This is a genomic window from Bifidobacterium catenulatum PV20-2 (genome assembly GCF_000800455.1).
GTDB lineage: Bacteria > Actinomycetota > Actinomycetes > Actinomycetales > Bifidobacteriaceae > Bifidobacterium > Bifidobacterium kashiwanohense_A.
In genome coordinates this window covers 1,540,067-1,565,277 of sequence record NZ_CP007456.1, presented here as the reverse complement: position 1 = coordinate 1,565,277, position 25,211 = coordinate 1,540,067, and the positions used below count along the sequence as shown (strand labels likewise).

Here is a 25,211-nt window from a genome sequence, read left to right as displayed (position 1 = left end):
TGGTCGTGCTATGTATAGACACGGACCTGTGACTGGGCCGTTATCGCACCAGTTGGGTGGTGGCGGGCGAGGCCAACGTCGGGCGCGCACGGTGGATACGTCCCAATGCCAGACCAAGGCAGATGAACGCCGCTGCGAACAACGCCACCAAGCCGGTATCGCATGCCCACATGCCGTAGTCCACGCCATGCGAGGAAGCCGTGCCAAGCCCGAACGCATAATCTATCGACGAGCAAAGCCACCATCCTGGCAGCAGTTTGCCGATGAGGATCATTGGGTCGGGCATCATATCAACGGGGAACGCCATGCCGGACGTGAACATGACCAGCAGAGCGAACACGTTGGCGAAGCCATTCGTAGCCATTTCGTTGAAGCCTGTCGATCCCAGCAGAAAGCCGCATGCGATCGCCATGAACGTGTAAGTCAGCAGCGACACGAATGCCAGTCCGACATTTATGATGGTGAGCCCGTCAAAGGAGACTCCGGCCAACATCATCAGCAGAAACGTCACCGCAATGTAGGCCACGCATACCAGCAGACCGAACGCTCCGCATGTCAACATTTGCTGCGATTCCAACGATACCGTGCGTGCGGGCGACGAGTAGAGTCTGCGCCTGATCTCGCTGTCGTTGAACGTGCTGACCACCAGGAACGTGCATATCGGCATGACCAGCAGCAGCGGATACAGGCCGGTTTTGATCGTGCCTGCGAATGCCGACGTACCCAGCATGGCTGTGCTTTCATCTTCGAAAGACGAAGACACCACGGCGATATGTGATTGTTTCGTATCGTCGTTGGCAACATCCAACACCGTTGTCATGGCGGTGCCGAGTTCGCGTTGCGATTGCGGCAGACCAAGATAGGAGGTACGCGTCAAAGAAAGGAATTCGTTGACTTCCAGCTGGGCCAAGGATCCAGCCCCGGAAGCATAGCTGACCACGGTATCGATGGTTGGCTGCGCATCCGTGCCGCCGTCCACGTACTGTAAATAGTGCTCGGCGAAACCTTCTGGAACAATCGCAATCAAATCAACATAATTCGATGCGACAGCCTGCTGCAATGATACGGAATCGTCGTCAATGTCGACCATCTCACCATCCAAGGCGAGATAGGAACGCAACGATTCCGCCACATGGTCAGCGTCATTATCACGGTCGATCACTGCGATGCGGGCTGATTTCGGCTCATACGTCGACGCTCCGGCAGTTGAGGAGCCTCGCATGATCTGCCAGCTGATTGAGAACATCATCGTGCCGATCAGCACCAAATAGATGATCACATACAATTTGCGCGCCTTGAGAATGCGCATCGCGGCTTTACAGGTGTTCATAGCGCTGCCTCCTCAACAGAACGGTCGCCACGGCAAGGCAGACCAGGCTCATTGCAGCCAGCACGCCCACCGTGGTGAGGAACGGCCGGAAACTGTCGTAATACAGAATGTCGTAGAACAGGTTCGTTACCTGCTGTGCCGGATTCAATGTGCTCAATATGGGCGCGTGCTGCGCTATCTGATCGCTCAGAGCCATGGCGAACGAACCATACAAACCGGAAAACAGTGAAAGAATGCAAGCCAGAGCCGTACACAATCCCTGCTTGGCGCCTGCGGGAATACCCGGCAATGCGCCGATTAATGTGCCAAACGCGCTCGTGGCGAACGATGCCATCAAACATGCGCACAAACCTGCCCATTCACGGCCGCCAAGGGAGATCTGACAACCGAAACGGATGTACAGCATGTCCACGGTCAGACTTAGGAACGAGCAGATCCAGCTGGAAAGAAAACCGGCAAGTAACTGCTGCAATTTCGGCAGGGGAGCGACGGAACGTCGGATGCCAAGCGCCGAAAGATTCGCCTGCGCCATCGATACCGCGTTCACGGCTAAATTCATGGCCATCATCGCAACCATGCCAAGCAGCGCGTAATAGTAGCGTGCGGTGCTGCTCGGTTTGAAATTCGTCAACTGGATTTCTTTCGTGAACCCGCTTGACGATCCGATACTGCCGGTGAATGCGTCATCCAGCAAAGCCGACGGATTATGCTGCACGGCATTGACCACCACGTCGGTGTTGCGATTGTACAAGTCCACGATATTGCCCAATACCGTCAGGGAAATGTCCAAGCCGCTGCTTGATGCCATCACATCCGTGACGGACGATTGCGTGGCCTGCGAAATGGCCAACTGCAGTTTCCCTTCGCCGTCGACGGATAGCGCGCCTTGCGCCTTCCCGTCGGAAAGCAGCTGATCCGCGGCCTGCACTGAGCTGGTTTTCGTGGCCGTGATGAGCTTTGGCATGGCACCATCACCACTATCGGCCTTTTCATGATCGCCGTCGGAGCCGGACGAAATGCCGTCAACTAACGTTTGCACGCCAGGGGAGGCGCGCCAATCGTCATTATCGATCACGACGACATCGATCGTGTGCAATTCGTAACTTTCTGCGATATTGCCGAACATGCCGTTGAACATGGTCGCCAGAATGATGGGAAAAGCGAGCAGCCAGAACAGTGACGACTTTTCCCTGAAATGAAGTTTCAGATTGACCAGCAGTGTCTGCAGCATAATGCCAAACCTTTCAGATCATGGTTTCCACTAGTCGCGCAACGCGGTGCCGGTCAGCTCGAGGAACACGTCGTTCAGCGTCGGCTGCCGGGAGGAAAGATGCCCGATATTCGTGCCGTTGGTTTTCAGCAACGTCAGCACGTCAAGAAGATTGTGGTCGCCTCTGCGGCAACGCACCGTCAATTCGTGACCGTCATAATCGGCGCCGACCACACATGGCAGCGCTCTCAGCTCTTCCAACGTCTTCCTTATGCCGGACTCATCGTGAGTACCGCCCAAGTCATCGGTTTCCACGCTGATACGTTCGCCGGTGTCGATCATCGTCTTCAACTCGTCGGCGGTGCCCAATGCCAGATGCCTGCCGTGGTCCATGATGAGAATGCGGTCGCAGATCTGTTCGACCTCCTCCATGTAGTGGCTCGTGTAAATCACCGTCGCGCCTTCGCGGTTAAGCCGCTGAATGCCTTCCAGAATCGCATTGCGGCTCTGCGGGTCGACAGCAACGGTCGGCTCGTCGAAGAAAATCAGATCCGGCTTATGCGCCACACCGCATGCGATGTTCAATCGACGAAGCAAACCTCCCGACAGTTTCGACGGACGGAACTTGCGGTAATCGCGTAAGCCCACGAAATCCAGCGCATCCTCAACCATCACATGGCGACGAGCCCTGTCGGGAACATACAATGAGCAGAAATAATCGATATTCTCCTCAACGGTCAGCTCGTTGAACACGGCAACATTCTGAGGCACAATGCCAATGCGACGTTTCAGCGCATAACTGGTCGGGCCTATCGGTTCGCCGAACACGCGCACCGTGCCCTCATCGAACGTAAGCAATGCGAGAATGCAATTAATCGCAGTGGTCTTGCCTGAACCATTCGGGCCAAGCAAACCGAAAATCTCACCTTCACGCACGTCAAGGTCGAAATAGTCAAGCGCAAGCATATCCCCATACCGTTTGACCAGCTTCGACACTTTGACCGCGCTACCGAAACGCTCATCAGTGCCGCGTTCCATATGCCCGCTCATAGCAACTCCTTACCTCACATGTTCCACCGGCGATGGCGGCCGTTGTTCGATGATGATTCCATTCTCTCCGATGAAAGAGGAACAACACAGTGTTTGCAGTCATGAAATACGATGCGAGATGAACAGGCGAAAGGTGACAAATGTCATCTTCGACGCAAAGCGGGACGGTAACGACGGCATCGTGCACTACGCTGGTAAGCCGTGACCATGTTGGGCGGCGACAATGGAGGATGGCATGTTGCGATTGATGTTCCAAGCCATTTTCCTGGCGTTCGCGTTGATTGCGAATCTATACATGACAGGAGATGCATCAGCCGAACTGGTATGTGGAGCGTTACTGGCCATCTGCTGCGCCTCAGTGGGGGAGTATGCGCGCTCATCGGTATGGAACGCTGCCCTATTGCTGGTGTTGGACTGCGGCGCCTGCATCATGCCTTCATGGTGCGCGATGGTGCCGATCGCCGCATACAATGTAGCCATGTTGCCTGCAGTCTCACATGACGCCGACCGGCAATACGCTATCCAACGTCAGCAAGCATCAAGACCGCACCACATCTTGTCGAGAATCATACGGATTGTCGTGCGATGGGCATGGCTCGCTCCTGCCGTGGCGGCGATGCTTCGTTGCCACGGTGCAAGTGCGAACGAAAACTCTCCAATGGTCGCCGCGCTGCTGATCCTGCACATGATATTAGGATTCGCGGTCGGCATGCTATGCGCCCGCAACATCGAACTTGCATGGCAAAACAAGAGACTCCAAGATTCCAGACGCGACCAGATACGTCGGTTGCGCTCGCAATTGGCGGAAAGCGAGGAGGATCGCGCCGCCTCGGTACGTGCGGCCACGCTTGCGGAACGTACGCGCATAGCACGGGAAATCCACGACAACGTCGGTCATATGCTCACCCGCGCCATCATGCAGTCCGAAGCGTCGCAGGTGGTGGCGCAGGTTTCCGGACAGGAACAGGCGGCTCAAGGATTCGCGCAGATTCGCGACACTGTGGGCGAGGCGATGACATTGGTGCGAGGCGCGGTGCATGATCTGAAGGACGAAGGCACGGATTTCGTGGCGCAGATCGAAGCCTCCGCACATGGTTTTGATGGTTCCAGTGGAGTGAAGGTCATGTTGAGTAACGGCATTGATGCGGCTCCGGCCGCGGTGTCACGCTGTTTCGCCACGACGATTCGTGAGGCGTTGAACAATACGATCCGTCACAGTATGGCGCGCAACGTCGATATCGTTTTGCGTGATTTTCCTGCGCTATGGCAGTTGCGTATACAGGATGACGGGGCCTTGTGGAGCGATGGCTCCCAGGAAAGAGACGCCAGCATGATGGGGGAGACTTCCGTCCGCATCCACCAGTTCCGCAGTGCCGTTCGCAAGGAGGCGATGCAAGGAGATACAGGCATTGGATTGGCCGATATCGAGGAACGTGCGCGCGCCCTCGGTGGCACAGCGGTGTGCGGCCCTTATCATGAAGGGTGGCGGGTGTTTGTGTCCATTCCCAAAACGGACAATAGCACGGCAACGCATATGGCAACGAAGGAGAACGTATGACGCGAGTCGCAATCGTCGATGATGATCCAATCGTATGCTCGTCGCTGTCCACGATCCTCAAGGCGACAGGCACCGCCGACATCGCATGGACGGCCTGCGATGGCGAAACCGCGGTGGACCGATATGAAGACGATAATCCGGACGTGCTTCTGATCGACGTGCAGATGCCGGTCATGGATGGGCTCACTGCGTCACGCAAGATCATCGACGCCCATCCGAATGCGAAAATCCTGATCCTCACCACATTCGCGGACGAGTCGTATATCGCCAAAGCGCTGGAAATCGGCACCAAAGGCTATTTGATCAAACAGGATGTCTCATCGGTAATTCCCGCAGTGCAGTCGGTGATGGCAGGGCAGGTCGTCATGGGGGCACAGGTGTTGCAGAAACTGCACGTCGGCAATGCCAGTCCAGCATGGAACGACGTTTCACAAGCGCATAAGAGCGAAGTGGCTCAGTTTCCGGGCCGTTTCACGAATCTCACCGAACGGGAGCGTGACGTGCTGCAACTGGTCGCCGAAGGCTACGATAATCGGGAGATCGCCGCGAAACTGTTCTTAAGCGAAGGTACGGTACGCAATCGCATCAGCGACATTCTCGCGAAAACCAACATCACGAATCGAACGAAGCTTGCCGTCGAATGGCTGGCCTGCCAATAAGCGACCGTCAGTAAATGACCGCTGGCCAATGGCACCTACGTAAGCGACCAACGGATACCACTCTTAGCGTGTGCGCAGACGATAGGTCTTCCACACGTCGCTGAGCTTTTGGCCGTTCGACGTGCGCTTCCACACGGTCAATCCCGCCGAACTGCCGCCGACGGCGCGTGCGGCCGCGGTCGGCGCGCTCGGTTTGGTGCTGAGCTTCATTCCGATTCCAGTCTTTCGCGTCCGGCACACTCCCCGTGTCGAACGCGAAACCTATGCGGGCTTTGAAGAAAATACGAGATTAAGCCAATATTCATGAAATCGTCAGGAAAATGCCGTATCGTGATGCGCAATCGAGCAAAAAGGAGCGATTATGGCATTCGGTCAGCAGCCCCGGGGTAACAACGCCCAGAATAACGGCTTCAACAATCAATACCAGTACAACCAACAGTACAACCAGTACAATGCGCAGCCGCAATACGCCTACGCGCCCAACGGTACCGCCGCGGTCAACGTGCAGGCCACCTATTCCTACGAGCAGGCCGAACGCAGTTCCGTCAACAGCGCATACGCGCACATGACCCTCGGTTTGATCGTCACCGCCGTGGTCGCCATCATCACCCAAATGAGCGGCGCATACCTGGCACTCATCCAAACCACGGGCATCATCGGCATCTTCGCCCCCGCCATCATTGAAATCGTGCTTGCCATCTACCTTGGCGCGCGCATCCATACAATGAAGGTCTCCACCGCATACGTCATGTTCTACGTGTATGCGGCGCTCATGGGCTTCACCCTCAGCACCATCTTCATGGCCTACGATCTTGGCACCATCGGCATTTCCCTCGCATTGTGCGCCGGCTTCTTCTTCGCGCTCACCATGTTCGGACGCACCACCAAGATCAACATGCTCAAGGCCGGCCCCATCCTTTTCGTCGGTCTCATCGTGCTCATCATCGCCGAAGTGATTCTCATGATCTTCGCCCCCGGCAACACCACCCTCATGATCGTCTCTGCCATCGGCCTTCTGCTTTTCGCTGGTATGACCGTCTACGACGCCCAAGCCACCCGCGCGATGCTTGAACAGTATTCCGCCCAAGGCCCCGAAATGGTCAAGAAGGTTTCCATCCTTTGCGCGCTGAATCTGTATTTGGATTTCGTGAACATGTTCATGTATATTCTCCAACTCCTTGGCAATCGCGACTGAAATCCAAATGACGGAGCGTCCTCGGAATTGCTCCTCGGTCAACGTAACGGATAAAGCCTGACCAGAATGTGGCCAGGCTTTATCCGTTGGTCAAAGACATGCTTTACGGTGGGTGCTCATGCAGAGAAAAGAGATTGGCGGCATGGCATGCCTCGTACTGGCGGCCCTCATTTGGGGATTCGCATTCGTGTCGCAAGTGCAAGGCATGGACTCCACAACACCGCTGTTCTTCGGAGCCACCCGATTCACCCTCGGATCCATCTCGCTGATACCGTTGCTTTGGGTTCGCCGCAGCACCATAGCGGAACAAGAGCGTAAACGCCGTGAAACCCAGGGAAAACCGTCCATCACCCTCGGCAACGGCGCAATCGTCGCCATGCCGAAATGGACCGGCAATCCCATCGTGGTCAGCATCATCTGCGGAATCGTGCTTTTCACCGCAAGCACCGTCCAACAATACGGCATCCTTTACTCCGGATCGGCGGGACGATCTGGCTTCATCACCGCGCTATACATCGTCATGACTCCGCTGCTTGCCTTCGTCATACTGCGTCGACGAGTGCACCTCAGCGTCGTCATCAGCGTCGCCATCTCCGTTATCGGCTTTTACCTGCTGTGCGTCACCGACGGATTCGGATCCATCACCCTGGCGGACATGGTGCTGCTGTTCACCGCGGTTCTCTTCGCTGGGCACATCCTCGTCATAGACACCTTCGGGCGAGACATGGACCCCATCCTGCTTTCATTCGGGCAGATCACCACCACCGCGATCCTCAGTTGGATCGGCTCTATCATCGAAGGATCCATCGACTGGGCCGGTGCCGCGCAAAGTTGGATCGCCATCGTCTACGCGGGCGTCTGCTCCGCTGGCGTAGCCTATACGCTTCAGGTCGTAGGGCAACAACTTGTGCCCCCGACCAGAGCGTCCGTGATCATGTCGCTCGAATCGTTCTTCTCCGCGGTCGGCGGCGCACTCCTGCTTGGCGAGATCATGACCACCCGAGCCTATATCGGCTGTGCGCTCATCTTCGTGGGCACCATACTTGCCCAGCTGCCCATCGACCAGCTTCTGCACGCGGTCAAATGCAGGCAGGTGGACGTCAATCGGCCTTAGGAGCCTCGCCAACCCGAGGCGCGCCATTGATGTCGCGGTGGATGTTTTGCATCTGCGTTTCGATATTCTGCAGACTCCTCGCGCAATCAAGTAGCGTTTGCGAATGCTCCGACAGCTTTGTGTCAGGCAGATCCGTCTTATAGCGCAGCGCGTGCTCCAAACTCGCCCAATAATCCATAGCAATAGTGCGGAACTGCACTTCCACAGGCGTGTAATGCGGTCCGGAAGACAGAAAAACAGGCACCGCGTAAATCACATGCAGCGAACGGTAACCATTCTGCTTCGGATTCTTGATGTAATCCTTCACGCGCAACACCTGAATATCGTTCTGGGCAGACAGATAATTCGATACTGAATATACGTCATCGCGATAATTGCAGATCACACGAATGCCGGCCACATCAAACAGATTGTCTTTGACCGACTCCACCGTCAGCGGCAGTTCCTTACGTTTTAGCTTGCCGAGAATGGAATTGACGGACTTTAACCTGCGTTCCATATGATGGATGGGGTTATGGGAGAAACGCACTTGGAATTCGGAATCAAGAATCTCCAACTTGGTGCTAATCTCATACATCGCACCCTCGTACACCTGCATCTGATCGATGAATTCGGTGATCTGATCGGATGGCAACGGACCGTCGTCGAAACTTACCGATTTCAATCGCGCTTGTAGTTCGCTGGTATTGATGCGGCTTTGTCTATCAAGTATCACGGTTCCATAGTGTACCCAAAAGGAGCAGGGGAAACTGAAAAAGCGCTGAAAAACGTTATCCCTTCAATTCGTCAACATGCCACGCACAGTACGGCGCGTGCTGGGAATCCCTGCCGATAGCATGGAACACTATGAACGAAGACATGATGACCGAGGCGGAGCGCGCCTCGAAACTTGCGGAACCCACCACAGGAGACACCGCCACGCGAGGCAAAGGCGTGTTCTATGTGCACACCCTCGGATGTCAGATGAACGTGCACGATTCCGAACGTATCTCAGGCGTGCTTGAGGCGGACGGTTACGTGCCCGCCACCGAAGAGCAATACCTCGACCATGACGTGGATCTCATCGTCATGAACACGTGCGCGGTGCGAGAAAACGCGGCGGAACGCATGTACGGCACCATCGGCCTGTGGGCCGAAAGGAAGCGCCAGCGCCCGAACCTGCAGATTGCCGTCGGCGGCTGCATGGCGCAGCTCGACCGTGAGAAAATCGCCAAAAAAGCGCCATGGGTCGACGCCGTGTTCGGCACGAAGAACATCGGTTCACTGCCGCAGCTGCTCGATCAGGCACGTATTGAAGGTCACGCCCAGGTCAAGGTCAAAGAGGAACTCAACTACTTCCCAAGCCAGCTTCCCACCGACCGTGCGTCGAAGGTGTCGAGCTGGGTGGCCATCTCCGTCGGATGCAACAACACCTGCACATTCTGCATCGTGCCTACCACCCGAGGCAAGGAACATGATCGTCGCCCGGGAGACATTCTTGCCGAAATCCGCCAGTGCGTGGACGAAGGAGCCAAGGAAGTCACGCTACTCGGCCAGAACGTGAACTCGTTCGGTTACGGCATCGGCGACCGTTTCGCCTTCTCTAAGCTACTGCGCGCATGCGGTGAGATCGAAGGATTGGAGCGCGTGCGATTCACTTCGCCGCATCCCGCCGCCTTCACCGACGACGTGATCGCAGCCATGGCCGAAACGCCCAATGTCATGCACCAGCTGCACTTCCCGCTGCAGTCCGGATCCGACCGAATCCTGCGCGCCATGCGCCGTTCGTATCGTTCCGCGAAGTTCCTTGACATTCTGCGCAAAATCCGTGAGGCCATGCCGGATGCGCAGATCTCCACCGACATCATCGTCGGTTTCCCGGGTGAAACCGAAGAGGACTTCCAGGAAACTCTGCGCGTGGTGGAAGAGGCGAGATTCGCGTCCGCATTCACCTTCATCTATTCGCCGCGCCCAGGCACTCCGGCCGCCGAAATGGAGCAAGTGCCGCACGACGTGGTCCAGGACCGGTTCGAACGACTCGTGGCATTGCAGGAACGCATCACCGAAGAAAATCTCAAAACCTTCGAAGGCCGTGACGTCGAAGTGATGGTAACCGGCGCATCCGGCAAGAAGGACGCCGCGACCCATCGCGTTACCGGGCGCGAGAAAACCGGCGTGCTCGTGCATGTCGGTGTGCCTGAAGGCAGGCCGATGCCGCAGGTAGGCGATTTCGTGACCGCCACCGTCACCCATGCGGGGCGCCACAACCTCATTGCCGATCCCGATCTGAAGGCGGGGCAGACCTATGCCGTTCGACACTGAGCAGACTTCTGAGAAAACAGACAAAACAAGGGGCGCCGATCCTGCCACGCAGCGTAAGGTCGTGTCCATTGTCGGACCAACCGCATCCGGCAAAACAGGACTGGGCATTGCCGTCGCCAAAGCGTTGGCGTGCAAAGGCGAACAGGCGGAAATCATCAACGCCGACGCATACCAGATGTATCGGGGCATGGATATCGGCACGGCCAAAGCGAGCCCGGAGGAGCAGGCGCAGGTCAGACATCATCTCATCGATATAATCGAACCGGACGATGCCATGTCCGTGGCGCGGTTCCAAGAGCTCGCCCGCGAGAAAATAGCCGAACTACAGGCCAGGGGAGTGCGTCCGATCCTTGTTGGAGGTTCCGGCCTGTACGCACGGGCGGCCATCGACGACATCTCCTTCCCCGGCACCGACCCGCAAGTACGCAAGGCGCTTGAGGAACGGGAGAAAGCCGAAGGCGCGGGCGCGTTGTTCGACGAGCTGAAGGTCAAGGATCCCGAAGCGGCGGCGCGCATGGACCCGCACAATCCGAGACGAACCATCCGCGCGCTGGAAGTCATCGAAGTGACGGGACGCCCCTATTCGGCAAGCCTTCCGCATTATCGGTACGTCATTCCCACCGTGCAGATCGGTCTCGATTTGCCCCGTGAGGAACTGGACCGTCGCATCGACATCCGCACCAAGCAGATGCTTGAAGGCGGATTCATCGAAGAAGTGGAGCGCATGCGCCCCAAACTGGGCATCACCGCAGCCAAAGCGCTCGGTTACCAGCAGGTCGTCGACTATTTGGACGGATTGCGTGACCTGAACGACACGTTCATGGACATCGCGCAGAAAACGAAGCGTCTGGCACGCAAGCAGATGGGATGGTTCGGTCGCGATCCGCGCATCCACTGGCTCCAAGCGCTCAATCCGGCGCTGTTAGACAATGCGATGGCCATCATCGAACATGCCGATGCAGGTGCCTATGACGCCATAGACGCGCAAGCGGACGCCTACACCCAGCATCATCTCGGAGACCTCGCCTGAAATGAAAAACCCGCTGGCATATTCGTCGAAGCTTTTCACCTTATCCACGGTCTTCTCCGGCTGGGCACCCAGCTTGACGGTGACGATCTTGACGGAATCCAATCAGTGAAATTGCGTGTTCACTTAAGTTAGAAAATGTGTGCGATTCGAGGAAATGTCATGTCATGGCGCATCCCATGGGTAAAATCATGACCGTTATGGCACGAACAGCATCTTCCAACACGAAATCTAGCGGCAAAAGGTCCGCGGGCAAAGCCCGTTCCGGCGAGACCAAGGTCATGGACGCGGCCGAACCATCGCCAGTGATGGGCGTCTTGACCAAGTACAGGCGTGACATCACATGTTTTGTTCTGGTGATTCTCGCGGTGCTGTTCTGCGCTTCGGAATGGTTCCGGGTGCAAGGTGCGTTCGGTCAGGTGCTCCATGCCATGGCCTCCGGATTGTTTGGCCTGATGAGCGTCATTCTGCCGGTTTTCCTAATGCTAGTGGTGTTCAGCCTTATGCATAAGACCCAGCGCAAAAGCGACAATGCGCGTATGGCGGCGGGATGGTCCATGATCTTGTGGTCCATCTGTTCCATACTTGACGCGGCACTCGCGTCCGACATCCAAGGTTTCGATATGGCGCTGCTGCAGAAAGCGGGAGGATTGCTCGGCTACGTGCTTGGTTGCCCGTTGGCATGGGGGCTTTCCAAAGCATTTGCCATCGTTATTTTCGCGGTCGTCATTCTGTTTTCGCTGTTGCTGATCACCCGTACGCGGGTTGATGAGGTTCCCGACAAAATATGCGCGTTGATGTCCCGTTTTGGTTTCGGTGCAAATAAGGCGGACGATGACGAGACTGAGCAATTCCCGAATGAGGTGCGCATCGGAGATACCACGCTGTCCTTTGCCGAGGGAGTGCCGGCGCATGATGGAACCGACAATGCGGCAGCCGAAGGGAAGGGGCCGATGCTGCTTTCTCGCTTAAAGCAGTTGATATCATCAAAAACCAAGAAGCAGGGCACTCAAGACGGACTCGAATACTATGACGGCGATGAGGCGTTCCGCAATGCCGCCGAACAGCATGGCGAAACGGCGGAAACCATGCTTGACGAACCATATCAGAGTGTTTCGCAGCCGCGCAGCATTTCATCCGGCGAACATTCCACTCAGGATTCTGGCGGAACCGTCGTCATGCCTCAAATGCCCGTGGCGCGTTCCCTTTCGTCAGATCCGATCGGAACTGCAAGCGGCACCATGCCGCAAATTTCAGAAACCGTCCCCGCGATGGTCGGAGCGGTACCATCCAGTGAAATCAAGTCAGTCGGCGTGGCTGCGGACGACCCGTGGGCGGTCATCGATGAGAACGGCACATCCAACGGAACGCAGGTCATGGTCGATGCGGCGACCAACGAGGTCGTAAACGATCTGAATGGCGGCTTGAGCGAGGAAGGCTTTTCCGATGAATCCGACGAGATTCCGGAAGGCCCATACCATCTACCTGACCTCGGCATGCTGAAGCAAGGTGCGCCGCACGCCGTGCACACGCCGGAGAACGATCGTGTGATTCGCGCGCTTACGGTCACCTTCCAGCAATTCAATGTCGACGCCAAAGTTATCGGCTTCCTGCGAGGCCCATCCGTGACCATGTACGAGGTGGAGCTTGGTCCTGGCGTGAAAGTGGAGAAGGTCACCAATCTGCAGAAAAATATCGCCTACGCGGTGGCCAGCTCCGACGTACGCATCCTGTCGGTGATCGAAGGCAAGTCCGCCATCGGCATCGAAATACCGAACACCGACCGTGAAACCGTGGTGCTTGGCGACGTGCTTCGCTCGGACAAGGCAAGGAATGATCCGAACCCGATGCTCACAGGCGTGGGCAAGGATGTGGAAGGCCATTTTATAACGGCCGACCTCACCAAGATGCCGCATCTTCTGGTGGCAGGCGCCACCGGTTCCGGCAAGTCCAGTTTCATCAACTCCATGTTGACATCTGTGATCATGAGAGCGACGCCTGACCAAGTGCGCATGATCATGGTTGATCCGAAACGAGTGGAACTGTCCGCCTACGCGGGCATCCCGCATCTGCTGACCCCGATCATCACCGATCCGAAGAAGGCCGCGCAGGCGCTTGAATGGGTGGTCAAGGAGATGGATGCACGCTACAGCGATCTTGAATTCTTCGGATTCCGCCACATCAAGGATTTCAATGCGGCCGTGCGTGCGGGCAAAGTGCATGCGCCAGCCGGGTCGAAACGGAAGGTTGCCCCATATCCGTACATCCTGGTGGTCGTCGACGAGATGGCCGATTTGATGATGGTGGCCAAGAACGATGTGGAAAGCTCCATCCAGCGCATCACGCAGCTGGCACGAGCGGCAGGTGTGCATCTGGTGCTCGCCACCCAACGTCCGTCGGTTGATGTGGTCACCGGTCTGATCAAGGCAAATATTCCTTCACGACTTGCTTTCGCGACCTCGTCCGCCACGGATTCTCGTGTCATCCTCGACTCTACCGGAGCGGAAACCCTGATCGGGCAGGGCGATGCGCTGTTCCTGCCGATGGGACAGGCCAAACCGTTGCGCGTGCAGGGCGCATGGGTCGACGAATCGGAAATCCGTCGTGCGGTGGAGTTCGTGCGCACCCAACGCAAGCCGCACTACCGCGAGGATATCGAGGAAATGGCTAAGGAATCCGACAAGAAGGCCATCGAACCGGATGAAGATATTGGCGGCGATATGGACGTGCTGTTGCAGGCGGCGGAACTGGTGGTCACATCGCAGTTCGGCTCGACGTCCATGTTGCAGCGCAAGCTGCGCGTCGGGTTCGCCAAGGCGGGACGTCTTATGGATCTGCTGGAGTCGCGTGGCATCGTGGGGCCGTCCGAAGGGTCCAAGGCGCGCGAGGTGTTGGTGCAGCCCCAGGACTTGCCGCAAGTGCTCGCCTTCATCAAGGGCGAGACCTCGTCGCTGAATTCGGGAGCTTCTTCGGCGGTGGATTCCGAAGTGGCGATGTGACCGGGGAGCGCTCCGTATGAAACGCAAATTGGTAAGCAAGTAGAAGTGTCAGGGTAACGTGAACGGTATGGAAAAGCAAGAAGAACGCAAATCATCGTTGCTTGACGGCTGGAACGCGCCGCCGAACCTTGTCACCTTCTCTCGTATCATTTTGGTCATCGTGTTTTTGACGCTGTACGCCAAAGCCGGCGCGTGGGGCGTGGACAACGTCACCATGCGTTGGGTTGCCGCTGTCATCTTCATCATCGCGGCATGCACCGATAAGCTTGATGGTTGGATGGCCCGCAAATACAACCAGGTCACTGAACTTGGCAAGCTGATGGACCCGATTGCCGACAAGCTGCTCACCTGCGGCACACTGATCGTTGCCGCCATCTTCAACGAATTTGGCAATCCGGTGCTGGGCTGGGTCGTGACCGCCCTGTTCCTGATTCGTGAGATTGGCATCACCGTCATGCGCTTCTTTGTGATCGACACGGGCGGCAAGGTCATCGCCGCATCCCAGGCGGGCAAGTACAAGACGCTCTGCCAGTGCATCGGTCTGGCCATGTTGATGCTGCCTATGTGGAGCTTGGCGTCGGAAGGGGTCAACGACACCCCGATGTGGATGACCGTCTACTACACCATCACGTATGCGCTGATTTATCTTGCGCTGATTCTCTGCCTGTATTCCGGTGGCGAGTATCTGGTTAATACTTTCGGCGGTCGTAAGAAGCCCGCAGACAAGACCGGAAAAGAAACCAAGTAGGGTTATTCATGATTGAATCCTTGAACCAGACGGCTGCCGCCAACCAATCGCAATGCGATGAATTGGCTGCGGCCGTTCTTGCATATTGCGAGACCAATCGTTTCAAAATCGCGGCGGCTGAGTCATTGACAGGAGGCTTGCTGGCCGATGCTTTCGTGCGTGTGCCGGGGGCGTCGAAAGTGTTTCTTGGCTCCGCTGTGACATATGACATTCGTGCCAAGGCGTCGATTCTTGGAGTGGATGCCGAGTTGTTGCGCCGAGAGGGGGCTGTCCATCCCGAAGTGGCGCGCCAGATGGCTTTCGGAACAGCGAGGCTGTACCGTCAGCAGGAGGACGGCGATCGTGTCGTCGGATTGTCGACCACCGGTGTGGCAGGTCCTGGACCTGACGGAGACAAGCCTGCGGGGCTTGCCTACGTCGGCTGTTCCCTGCCGAACGGGTTTGGATCTGTTCGCTCTAGGCGAACGGAGGCTTTCGAACTTCGCTTGCAGGGAGATAGGGAAAGCGTACGGCGTGGCGTCGTGTATTGCATTCTGCAAAAACTGAGGGAGCTTTCAGCGGATTCACAGGAATAATCCACAAAGATGAGTGTTGACCATAGTGGACAGACGTACGCACGAAAAAGGGGCTGATGAATGGAAATGATGACACTCACCAAAGAACAGAGGGAACTCAAGGCTATGGCCCCTGCGACCGCGCAGGCTGCCGGGGCTCGCGTCAGGGAGCTCACGCCGGCTCAGAGGCGTGCGGTGATGTTCGCGCAGCAGCAGGTGCTCCGTGCGCGTGCGGCTAAGAAAGCCAAGGACGAGCGTCAGGCCGCGTTGACGCGAATGTGGCAGGAAGAGGACTCCGAACGTGTAAACACGTGCGCCGTGCAGCATGCTCCGGAGCAGTCTGATGAGGCCAAAGAGGTTTCGTTGCGCGAAGCCATCGGTCATGTGCTGCGTGACCTGCGCACGCGAGACCATAAGACGCTTCGCGAGGTCAGCGAAAAGGCCGGCGTGTCGCTGGGGTACCTTTCCGAAGTGGAACGCGGGCAGAAGGAAGCCAGCTCCGAGCTGCTGTCGTCCATCGCGCAGTCCTTGGGGCTGTCCACAGCTCAGATGCTTCGTATGGTGGCTGACTATCTTGATTCCGTGACTGCCTGATTCGTGAAATATGGCATGATGACGCCCGGCGATTGTTCGCCGGGCGTTTCTCTTTTCGCATATAAATCAAGTCTGTGTACACTGGGGCGCGTGCAGGAACGTGAATTTTGGCAGTTGCTTGAGGAAGTGCTCGGACGCAGCTACGGTCGATCGTTGGCGCATGATCAGGTGCTTGATCGCCTTGGCGGTATGACGGTGGTCGACGCTCTCAGTGCGGGCGAGGAGCCTCGAGTGGTGTGGAATGTGCTATGCGACCAGATGGGTATCCCGGATTCCCAACGTTGGGGCAAAGATCATAACGCGCCTCCCATGCCGGTTTGTTGAGTTTTTCGAACACAACACACCTCTTCGAACAGATGTTCGCATATTGGGATATAGTTATCCACAGATAACAACCGAAACGGGCCGTTTCCAAATTCTTTAGGTCGCGTGAGAACGTTGATTTTTCAAAGAATGTTGGTTTATGACTCGTTGGATCGCATGTCTTCCGACCACAGCGGTCGTTGGATTTGCAAGAACGAATGCTGTGGCCTTACGGTGAAGCCACCATTCGTCATAGTCGGCAAAAGGAGTAGTCATGGCACAGACGAGCGCGGCAAAGGGAGCCGCACAGAACAAGTCCGCGAACGGCATCGACCCGCGTCGTCAGGCCGCGCTCGATACGGCGCTCGCGCAGGTCGAGAAGAATTTCGGCAAGGGGTCGGCCATGCGATTAGGCGATCGTCCCGAGCAGGATGTCGAGGTGATTCCAACCGGATCACTGGCATTGGATATGGCATTGGGCATCGGCGGTTTGCCGAAGGGGCGTATTGTGGAGATCTACGGCCCGGAATCCTCTGGCAAGACCACGCTGGCGCTGCATGTGGTGGCCAATGCCCAGAAAAGCGGTGGAGTCGCCGCGTTCATCGACGCGGAGCATGCGCTTGATCCTGTCTATGCGCGCAAGCTTGGCGTCGACACGGATTCGCTGATCGTCTCTCAGCCCGATAACGGCGAACAGGCGCTGGAGATAGCGGATATGCTGATTCGTTCCGGCGCTCTTGACGTGATTGTCATCGATTCCGTGGCGGCATTGGTGCCGAAGGCCGAAATCGAAGGTGAGATGGGCGACAGCCATGTCGGTTTGCAGGCGCGACTGATGAGCCAGGCATTGCGTAAGATGACTGGCGCTTTGGCCCAGGCGGGCACCACGGCCATCTTCATCAACCAGCTTCGCGAGAAGATCGGCGTGTTCTTCGGCAATCCGGAAACGACCACCGGTGGCAAGGCGTTGAAGTTCTACTCGTCCGTCCGCATGGATATTCGTCGCATCCAGACCATCAAGAACGGCGACGAGGCTGTGGGCAACCGTACCAAGGTCAAGGTCGTCAAGAACAAGATGGCTCCGCCGTTCAAGACTGCTGAGTTCGATGTGCTGTACGGCGAGGGGATTTCCAAAGAAGGATCTGTGCTTGACATGGCGTTGCAGGTCAATGTCGTGAAGAAGTCCGGATCGTGGTTCACGTATGGTGGCGACCAACTGGGGCAGGGGCGTGAGAACGTGCGTCAGTTCCTCAAAGACAACCCGGAGCTCACTGAAGAGATCGAGAATAAGGTGAAAGCCGAATTCGGACTCATTGAGCCTACCGACCAATTCGCCGAGGATGGTAACGATGCGTCGGCGAAGGATACGAAAGGCGAGGAAAAGGCGAAAGCTGTTGCCAAGCCGGAAACGGCCAAGGGTGCGACAAAGTCTTCCAAGCCTGCCGACAAGGCATGACATATGATCAGTGCCGAGCGATTTCTTGAACAGCAGGGCCTCCAGCCGGTATTGTCCAAGGCTGGGGGCCCTGCCCTTTCCTGCGGTGGGCGACTGCAGGACGGCCGAATCGAATCCGGCTGCGGACAGGTTTTGTGCAATGATGAAGAAGACACGCCGAAGCGTGTGCGACACGCACGACACGCAGGGCGTGTCGTGGTCGGCGTGTCGCGAACCCCTGACGATCCGACTGATCTGGATGCGTGCAGGGAGGCCGCCCTCCGGTTGCTTGATGCGGCACCGCGTCCGTCAGGTGCGATGAGAGAGCGACTCGTTGGCAAAGGATACGCTCCTGAAGTAGTGGACGATGTGATTGCTAGGCTGATTAGGGTCCGTCTCATCGACGACGAGGCGTACGCCCAGTCCGCGGTGCGGTACTGCGCATCACGGCTGATGGGGCATAGGGGAGCGGTTATGGAGCTCAAACGCAAAGGTGTAGACCGCCAGCTTGCGCAACGTGTGTGCGATGAGGCCGAATCCCAAGGCGTGTTCGCCGAGGCTGCATGGGAGCTGGGACGTCGAACAGCAAGAAAAACTGCTGGATTGGATGTCGAGGTGCGTAAACGACGGTTTTGGAGTGCTGGTGGGCGGAAAGGCCATAATCCTGAAGTTCTGCGGGAAATCGCACAGGAATTGTTCGTCTGAAACGGCTGATTCGCATAGTGGCTATGCGGTTTTCGAACACTGTTTCGCCGCGGGAATCGGTCGGTGTGATAAGGGAGTGAGACCTCTTATACCCCGGGTTCTGTCGTGCCTCAGGCACGGATGGCCATCCATCTCGACCTGACGTTGCCGCCAGGCTCTAGCAGCCTACCCGAAGGCTTCGGGCGAGCAGCCCTCAAACGCCTTCTGCTTGGCCTTGCTCCCGATGAGGCTTGCCATGCGGCCGACTGTTACCAGCGGCCCGGTGGTCTCTTACACCGCCGTTTCACCCTTACCTGCCGGTCGAAACCGATAGGCGGTCTGTTCTCTGCTGCGCTATCTCTCAGGTCGCCCTGGGCGGACGTTATCCGCCATCGTGCTCTATGGAGCCCGGAAGTTCCTCAACCGACGGATCGGTCGCGGCCATCAAGAGGTCTCAAACGCACTATGATAGCAAGAAAACGGACGAAAGGAAAATCAAAAAAACTTTATTTTTCTTGCATCAACTTTTCAGTGAAATCACAATGTTGCGGCTACAATGTTGACTACCGAACAGCGAAGCAGCTGTTTGGTCCGTATATAGCGGGTAACACCGCTTGAGTCTAGGGAGGTCCACATGGAAATCGTCGTTACCGGACGTCATACGCAGATCAAGCAAAGGTTCCGTGACGTTGTCGAAAGCAAGATGAATCGTGTGACCGCTATCGCTCCGGATGCGCAGCGTGTTCAGATTGTGCTGTCGCATGAGGGCAATCCGCGTCAGGCCGATACTGCCAAGCGCGTCGAGATCACTGTCATCGCGGGTCGTACTGTAGTGCGTGCCGAGGCTTCAAGCGCCGATGAGTTCAGCGCTCTGGACATGGCTCTCGACAAGCTGACCCTCCGTCTGCGTCGCACCCGTGATCGTCGCAAGGATCATCGTCGTGGCTACAGCGATCCGGTCCCGGTCGATCTTGGCGTCGTCGAGCCGACTCCGGAAGTCGAGGAGCCGATCGAAGAGCCGAATAACAGCCCAGCCGACGCCGTCGCCGCTGAGCTGGGTCCGGGAGAGTCCGTCGAAGTCCAGGTAGGCGACACCCCGATTGTCATCCGTCGCAAGCTGCATATCGCGGAGCCGATGACCATTGATGAGGCGCTGTATGAGATGGAGTTGATCGGGCATGACTTCTTCCTGTTCGTGAACAAGGAGACCGGTCGCCCGTCCGTCGTCTACCATCGTCACGGCTGGAGCTATGGCGTCTTCGAGATCGACACCCCGGAGAATGTGGCGAAGTAAGACATGCAACAGGTTGGATAGGGAGATAATCTGACCGAACGGGGCTCGCACAGTGTATGTGCGGGCCTCTTTTTCATGACTGCAGACGGTATGTCGAATGGTAGAAAGCCGCAACACGCTGAAAGTTACGTAAAATGGACGGTGTTTTTCGGAAATCGTTAAACAGCGACTAATCTCAGGTGAGGTAACTCGCATACACAAAGGGAGTGATTGTGGTAGATATCGTTGACAAAGCTCTGCGAATGGGCGAAGGCCGACAGATCAAGAAGCTTGAGCACGTCGCTCAGGCGACCAATGCGCTGGAAGACGAGATTGCAGCGCTCAATGACGAGGAACTCAAGGGCCAGACCGCCAAGTTCAAGCAGCGTCTCGACAATGGCGAGTCCCTCGACAAGCTGATGCCGGAAGCCTTCGCCACCGTGCGCGAGGCCTCCAAGCGCACGCTGGGCCTGCGTCACTTCGACGTGCAGCTCATGGGCGGTGCGGCGCTGCACTGGGGCAACATCGCCGAAATGAAGACCGGTGAAGGCAAGACCCTTGTGGCAACCCTGCCGGCATACCTGAACGCACTCGACGGCCAAGGCGTGCATGTCGTCACCGTCAACGACTATCTGGCAAGCTATCAGGCCGAACTCATGGGCCGTGTCTACCGCTTCCTTGGCATGAGCACCGGCTGCATCATCACCAACCAGAAGCCGCCGGAGCGCCGCAAGCAGTACAACGCCGACATCACCTACGGCACCAACAACGAGTTCGGTTTCGACTACCTGCGTGACAATATGGCGTGGGAAAAGTCCGATCTGGTGCAGCGCGGCCACCACTTCGCCATCGTCGATGAGGTTGACTCCATCCTCATCGACGAGGCCCGTACCCCGTTGATCATTTCCGGTCCGGCCGAAGGCGACGTGACCCGTTGGTACCGCCAGTTCGCACGTCTGGTGCTCAAGCTCACCCGCGACGAGGATTATGAGGTCGACGAGAAAAAGAAGGTTGTCGGCATTCTTGATCCAGGCATCAACAAGATCGAGGATTATCTCGGCATCGACAACCTGTACGAGCCGAACAACACCGCGCTGATCGGCTACCTGAACAACGCCATCAAGGCCAAGGAACTGTTCCTGCGCGACCGCGATTACGTGGTGACCGGCGGCGAGGTGCTCATCGTCGACGAACACACCGGCCGTATCCTGCCGGGGCGTCGCTACAATGAGGGCCTGCATCAGGCCATCGAAGCCAAGGAAAACGTGGAAGTCAAGGCTGAGAACCAGACCTTCGCCACCATCACCTTGCAGAACTACTTCCGTATGTACGACAAGCTGTCAGGCATGACCGGTACCGCAGAAACTGAGGCCGCGGAGTTCATGGGCACCTACAAGCTGGGCGTGCTCCCGATTCCGACCAACAAGCCGATGATTCGTGAAGACAAGGACGATCTGATCTTCCGTACCAAGAAGGAGAAGCTTGCTGCCATCGTGCGCGATGTTGCCAAGCGCCACAAGAAGGGCCAGCCGGTGCTGCTGGGTACCGCTTCCGTAGAATCCTCCGAAATCGTGTCGTCCCTGCTTGACGTTGCCAACATTCCTCATCAGGTGCTGAACGCGAAGCAGCATGACAAGGAAGCCGCCGTCGTGGCCGTCGCAGGCCGTAAGGGTGCCGTCACCGTGGCTACCAACATGGCAGGCCGTGGTACTGATATCATGCTCGGCGGCAACGTCGAATTCCTCGCCGATGCGAAGCTTAAGTCCGAAGGCTACTCTCCGGATGACACTCCGGACGAGTACGAGAAGCGTTGGACGGGCACCTTGGCCGAAATCAAGGAGCAGGTCAAGGACGAGCATGAAGAGGTCGTCGAGCTCGGTGGCCTGTACGTGCTTGGTACTGAGCGTCACGAGTCTCGCCGTATCGACAATCAGCTGCGTGGACGTTCCGGACGTCAAGGCGATCCGGGCGAGTCCCGTTTCTACCTGTCGCTCGAAGACGATCTGATGCGTCTGTTCAACACCCAGCTCGTGGCCCGCGTTATGGCCAAGGGTATGCCGGAAGGCGAGCCGATCGAGGCGAAGAGCGTTTCCAAGGGCGTACGCACCGCACAGAAGGCTGTGGAGTCACGCAACTTCGAAATCCGTAAGAACGTGCTCAAGTACGACGATGTGATGAACAAGCAGCGTACCGTCATCTATGCCGAGCGTCAGGCCGTACTGAAGGGCGAGGACATCCACGAGGATATCCTCAAGTTCATCGACGAGACGGTATTGAGCTACATCAAGGGTGCCAACAAGGGCTCTGACAAGCCGAAGGATTGGGATTGGGAAGGCTTGTTCAAGGCTCTGAACGCCGTGTACCCGATTGCCGTCGATCCGGAAGCAGCCAAGGATGCTGTCTCCAAGCTCAAGGGAGACAAGGCCGTCGTGGCCCTGCAGGAGCTTATCGTTTCCGACGCCAAGGACCAGTATATCGACTTCGAAGGCAAGCTTGGTGAAGAGAGTCTGCGTCAGTTGGAACGTCGTGTCGTGCTCGCGGTTCTTGACCGCAAGTGGCGCGAACACCTGTATGAGATGGACTATCTCAAGGACGGCATCGGTTTGCGTGGCATGGGCCAGCGCGATCCGCTGGTCGAATACCAGCGCGAAGGCTACCAGATGTACAACTCTATGATCGAAGCGATCAAGGAGGAGACCATCCAGTTGCTGTTCCATGTCGATATCGATCGTGTCGCCACCACCGAAGACGCCAACACCGAATCTGACGAGGATGAGGCCGTGAACGCGGCTGAAGCGGTGATGGGACTGGAAGGCGAGACCGAACCTACCGGCGAAACCGCTCCTGCCGAGCCGGAAACCGATGATGAGTCCGAAAAGACCGCCATCGACGAACTGGCTGACGAGCAAAAGAACGAATCTGGCATCGTTGGCATGCAGCCGATCAGCCACGCCGAAGGCAAAGTTCCGGCCAACAAGCGTCCGAAGAGCGAGGAATTGCACTCCCCGTGGGCGGATGGCCGTACCTTCCCGGGAACTGGCAAGAACGCCCAGTGCCCGTGTGGTTCCGGTCGCAAGTACAAGATGTGCCACGGACAGAACGAGCAGTGACGCATGAGATAGTGCGTTGATGATTCGCACATGGTGAAGGCGGTTTGCGGTTTTTCGCAGACCGCTTTTTTAATCCGTTCCTTTGCCATCTGATATACGTGAGATCGATATCGAAATCGTCTGTGCATTTTATAAGTGGGACAGGTTGTGTAATCATCTGTTCGTGATATGGACGTTGGAAAACCAAGAAACGTAGACCCGATACAATAATCGGCATCACATAACAATAATGACGTGTCGAAGCGTCAAGGAGGGCATCATGGCCGAAATCACATGGAAGTCGATCCTCACCAAGTTGGTCGGAGGGGACCATCTGAGCGCCGAGGAATCCGAGTGGTTCGTCGATGACCTCATGAATGGCAACGCCAATCCGGCTGCGGTCGGCGCGGTGCTCGCCACGCAGCAGCAGCTGGGGCTGACTCCGGACGAGGTGCGTGGAGCGGCGAAGGCCATGGTGGCCCACGCCATTCCGTTGCATATCGAAGGTGAGACCACCGATATCGTCGGTACCGGTGGCGATGGTGCCGCCACCGTGAACCTGTCGTCCATGGGCGCAGTTGTGGCGGCCGCCGCTGGTGTCAAAGTCGTCAAGCATGGCAACCGCGCAGCATCCTCCAAGTGTGGTACAGCCGATTGCTTCGAAGCGCTCGGTCTGCCGCTTGACCTGACTGTGAACCAGGTGGCGGAAGTCGGCAACGAATGTGGTATTGCCTTTGCCTTCGCACGCACCTTTCACCCGGCGATGCGCTTCGTCGGACCGATTCGTACCGCGCTGGGAGTGCCCTGCGTGTTCAACGTGCTGGGCCCGCTGACCAATCCTGCCGCTCCGAAGCATATGGCGGTCGGTTGCGCCAATCGCAAGATGAGTCCGATTATGGCCGAAGTATATGCAGCGAATGGTCAGACCGGCATGGTCTACACCTCGCATGAGGGACTTGATGAAATGGCTCCGACTGGCCCGGTATCCATCTGGGAGTTCAAGGATGGCAAGGTCACGGAAAACGAATTTGATCCAACCGTTGAACTCGGTCTCGCCAAAGTGACCGTCGCCGACCTCAAGGGTGGTGAACCGGAGCTTAATGCCCAACTATTCCGTGACTTCCTCGCAGGCAAGGACGTGCCGTTCCGCACCACCGCTCTGCTCAATGCGGCATCCGCAATTGTCGCTGATGGACATTTGGTGCCAACGGAAGCCAGCCTCGCCGATCGTTTCAAAGCGGCCTACGCCATCGCCGAAGAGACCGTCGACTCCGGTAAGGCATCCGCGTTGCTTGATCAGTGGATCGCCACCGCGCAGTCTAAGAAAAATGCCTGACTCAGGACTTTCTGATCGGTATTTGCCAATAACTGAATAGCAATGCGTGTGCGGCATCGAAATATCCGGTGCCGCACACGCATTTTTCTGATGCGAGGTTTTCGATGTGAAAATCTCGTTGCCAGGATTCTTATGATGTTCTGAAATATGCTCGATGAAGAAGAGGTCGAAATCAGACCCTCGCGCCATCATCAAACTCATCAAAGCGAGTCTGTGAGTGTCCCTTGTGCTGCACAATAAGCCCTGCGGCGCCGACCAATGCGCACAAGCCGAAAATCGATCCCAGAATCGCCGCCAACGTAGGCATGAATACAGAAACGATGATGCCGATGACTCCGGCGACCAGCAACGCCCAGAACACGAGTTTCGAAAGCTTGACATGTCCGATTTCTGGATTCGGAGGCACGAAATCATCTCCATAACGATCCATCACTCTATCGGTGTCCAACCAGCTGGAACCTGTGAAATCGCGTGGTCCACGACCTTGCGGTATATCGTCGGTGAATGTACCCTGATCCAGATCCCGAATCGATAGCAGCGCCTCTTTTTCACGTCGCTGCGCATGTTTCTCGAAACGCTTCGCATTCCGCGAGTGTTCCACGGCCTTCAAATCGTCGGCATGAGAACTGGCGAATTCTGCCCAAGCGGCATCCAGATCGTTCGCATCAGAGGATGGAACATTCCCTCCACCATGCGACTCGGTATTTGGGTGTTCTTCATCGGCATTGCTATTGTTGAGGTCAGTCATACTG

General features: G+C 56.9%; 23 protein-coding genes and 1 other RNA gene. 16 read left to right on the top strand and 8 right to left on the bottom strand.

Annotated elements, in window-relative coordinates; genetic code table 11:
* Positions 1-40: 40 nt before the first annotated feature.
* The 4 genes from AH68_RS06915 to AH68_RS11050 all read right to left on the bottom strand — a co-directional run bounded on the left by AH68_RS06915 (position 41) and on the right by AH68_RS11050 (position 4,070).
* Positions 41-1,330 carry an ABC transporter permease gene (locus tag AH68_RS06915; protein ID WP_039198846.1) on the bottom strand — a complete coding sequence of 430 codons (1,290 nt, stop codon included), beginning with the start codon at positions 1,328-1,330 and terminating at the stop codon, positions 41-43.
* A complete protein-coding gene (locus AH68_RS06910; protein WP_039198845.1) occupies positions 1,317-2,561 on the bottom strand; it encodes an ABC transporter permease in 1,245 nt (414 codons plus the stop codon). The genes AH68_RS06915 and AH68_RS06910 overlap by 14 nt, the downstream gene beginning before the upstream one ends.
* Before the next feature lie 30 nt (positions 2,562-2,591).
* Positions 2,592-3,590, bottom strand: coding sequence for an ABC transporter ATP-binding protein (locus AH68_RS06905; RefSeq protein WP_052189182.1), 999 nt, complete (start codon positions 3,588-3,590; stop codon positions 2,592-2,594).
* 186 nt (positions 3,591-3,776) lie between these two features.
* Positions 3,777-4,070, bottom strand: a complete 294-nt coding sequence (locus tag AH68_RS11050) for a hypothetical protein (RefSeq protein ID WP_236682380.1) — start codon at positions 4,068-4,070, stop codon at positions 3,777-3,779.
* 100 nt (positions 4,071-4,170) lie between these two features.
* Here AH68_RS11050 and AH68_RS06900 point away from each other — a divergent pair, with 100 nt between their 5' ends.
* Complete coding sequence (locus AH68_RS06900; RefSeq protein ID WP_236682379.1) at positions 4,171-5,148, top strand: sensor histidine kinase; 978 nt, start codon at positions 4,171-4,173, stop codon at positions 5,146-5,148.
* Positions 5,145-5,807, top strand: a complete 663-nt coding sequence (locus AH68_RS06895) for a response regulator transcription factor (RefSeq protein WP_039198840.1) — start codon at positions 5,145-5,147, stop codon at positions 5,805-5,807. Before AH68_RS06900 ends, AH68_RS06895 begins: the two co-directional genes overlap by 4 nt.
* A gap of 63 nt (positions 5,808-5,870) precedes the next feature.
* Here the strand turns inward: AH68_RS06895 and AH68_RS10765 are convergent, their stop codons facing one another.
* A complete protein-coding gene (locus AH68_RS10765; RefSeq protein ID WP_158332986.1) occupies positions 5,871-6,017 on the bottom strand; it encodes a hypothetical protein in 147 nt (48 codons plus the stop codon).
* Positions 6,018-6,168: 151 nt separating this feature from the next.
* Here AH68_RS10765 and AH68_RS06890 point away from each other — a divergent pair, with 151 nt between their 5' ends.
* Both AH68_RS06890 and AH68_RS06885 read left to right on the top strand, forming a co-directional pair.
* The gene (locus tag AH68_RS06890; protein ID WP_039198838.1) at positions 6,169-7,002 is read left to right on the top strand and encodes a Bax inhibitor-1/YccA family protein; all 834 of its coding nucleotides are present in this window, start codon (positions 6,169-6,171) and stop codon (positions 7,000-7,002) included.
* Between the two features lie 118 nt (positions 7,003-7,120).
* Complete coding sequence (locus AH68_RS06885) at positions 7,121-8,116, top strand: DMT family transporter (RefSeq protein ID WP_039198835.1); 996 nt, start codon at positions 7,121-7,123, stop codon at positions 8,114-8,116.
* Here the strand turns inward: AH68_RS06885 and AH68_RS06880 are convergent.
* Entirely contained in the window at positions 8,103-8,831 is a 729-nt protein-coding gene (locus AH68_RS06880) for a GTP pyrophosphokinase (RefSeq protein WP_033500538.1), read from the bottom strand. The genes AH68_RS06885 and AH68_RS06880 overlap by 14 nt on opposite strands.
* 131 nt (positions 8,832-8,962) lie before the next feature.
* Between AH68_RS06880 and miaB the strand changes: the two genes are divergently transcribed.
* The 9 genes from miaB (at position 8,963) to AH68_RS06835 (ending at position 18,782) form a co-directional block, all read left to right on the top strand.
* Entirely contained in the window at positions 8,963-10,417 is a 1,455-nt protein-coding gene (gene miaB, locus AH68_RS06875) for a tRNA (N6-isopentenyl adenosine(37)-C2)-methylthiotransferase MiaB (RefSeq protein ID WP_039198832.1), read from the top strand.
* The gene (gene miaA / locus AH68_RS06870) at positions 10,401-11,447 is read left to right on the top strand and encodes a tRNA (adenosine(37)-N6)-dimethylallyltransferase MiaA (protein ID WP_039198830.1); all 1,047 of its coding nucleotides are present in this window, start codon (positions 10,401-10,403) and stop codon (positions 11,445-11,447) included. The genes miaB and miaA overlap by 17 nt, the downstream gene beginning before the upstream one ends.
* A 197-nt stretch (positions 11,448-11,644) precedes the next feature.
* Complete coding sequence (locus AH68_RS06865; RefSeq protein WP_039199948.1) at positions 11,645-14,443, top strand: FtsK/SpoIIIE family DNA translocase; 2,799 nt, start codon at positions 11,645-11,647, stop codon at positions 14,441-14,443.
* A gap of 67 nt (positions 14,444-14,510) precedes the next feature.
* A complete protein-coding gene (gene pgsA / locus AH68_RS06860) occupies positions 14,511-15,191 on the top strand; it encodes a CDP-diacylglycerol--glycerol-3-phosphate 3-phosphatidyltransferase (protein WP_039198828.1) in 681 nt (226 codons plus the stop codon).
* Between the two features lie 8 nt (positions 15,192-15,199).
* Positions 15,200-15,766 (top strand): CinA family protein, encoded by a 567-nt coding sequence (locus AH68_RS06855; protein WP_039198826.1) that lies wholly within the window; start codon positions 15,200-15,202, stop codon positions 15,764-15,766.
* A 60-nt stretch (positions 15,767-15,826) separates the two neighbouring features.
* Entirely contained in the window at positions 15,827-16,339 is a 513-nt protein-coding gene (locus AH68_RS06850) for a helix-turn-helix domain-containing protein (protein WP_039198824.1), read from the top strand.
* A 90-nt stretch (positions 16,340-16,429) separates the two neighbouring features.
* Positions 16,430-16,663, top strand: coding sequence for a DUF3046 domain-containing protein (locus AH68_RS06845; protein ID WP_039199946.1), 234 nt, complete (start codon positions 16,430-16,432; stop codon positions 16,661-16,663).
* A 253-nt stretch (positions 16,664-16,916) separates the two neighbouring features.
* Positions 16,917-18,098: a recombinase RecA gene (gene recA, locus AH68_RS06840; RefSeq protein WP_039198821.1), complete on the top strand. Its 1,182-nt coding sequence runs from the start codon at positions 16,917-16,919 to the stop codon at positions 18,096-18,098.
* A gap of 3 nt (positions 18,099-18,101) precedes the next feature.
* Positions 18,102-18,782: a regulatory protein RecX gene (locus AH68_RS06835; RefSeq protein ID WP_039198819.1), complete on the top strand. Its 681-nt coding sequence runs from the start codon at positions 18,102-18,104 to the stop codon at positions 18,780-18,782.
* A gap of 73 nt (positions 18,783-18,855) precedes the next feature.
* Here the strand turns inward: AH68_RS06835 and rnpB are convergent.
* Positions 18,856-19,218, bottom strand: an RNA gene (gene rnpB, locus AH68_RS10170) — RNase P RNA component class A.
* Between the two features lie 177 nt (positions 19,219-19,395).
* On the opposite strand from rnpB, the gene hpf reads away from it, so the two are divergent.
* The 3 genes from hpf to trpD all read left to right on the top strand — a co-directional run bounded on the left by hpf (position 19,396) and on the right by trpD (position 24,459).
* Positions 19,396-20,055: a ribosome hibernation-promoting factor, HPF/YfiA family gene (gene hpf / locus AH68_RS06830; RefSeq protein ID WP_039198816.1), complete on the top strand. Its 660-nt coding sequence runs from the start codon at positions 19,396-19,398 to the stop codon at positions 20,053-20,055.
* 212 nt (positions 20,056-20,267) lie between these two features.
* On the top strand, positions 20,268-23,144 hold the full coding sequence (gene secA / locus AH68_RS06825) for a preprotein translocase subunit SecA (protein WP_039198814.1): 2,877 nt from the start codon (positions 20,268-20,270) through the stop codon (positions 23,142-23,144).
* A gap of 259 nt (positions 23,145-23,403) precedes the next feature.
* The gene (trpD, locus tag AH68_RS06820; protein ID WP_039198812.1) at positions 23,404-24,459 is read left to right on the top strand and encodes an anthranilate phosphoribosyltransferase; all 1,056 of its coding nucleotides are present in this window, start codon (positions 23,404-23,406) and stop codon (positions 24,457-24,459) included.
* Between the two features lie 172 nt (positions 24,460-24,631).
* Here the strand turns inward: trpD and AH68_RS06815 are convergent, their stop codons facing one another.
* Complete coding sequence (locus tag AH68_RS06815) at positions 24,632-25,207, bottom strand: hypothetical protein (protein ID WP_039198810.1); 576 nt, start codon at positions 25,205-25,207, stop codon at positions 24,632-24,634.
* Positions 25,208-25,211 lie beyond the last annotated feature (4 nt).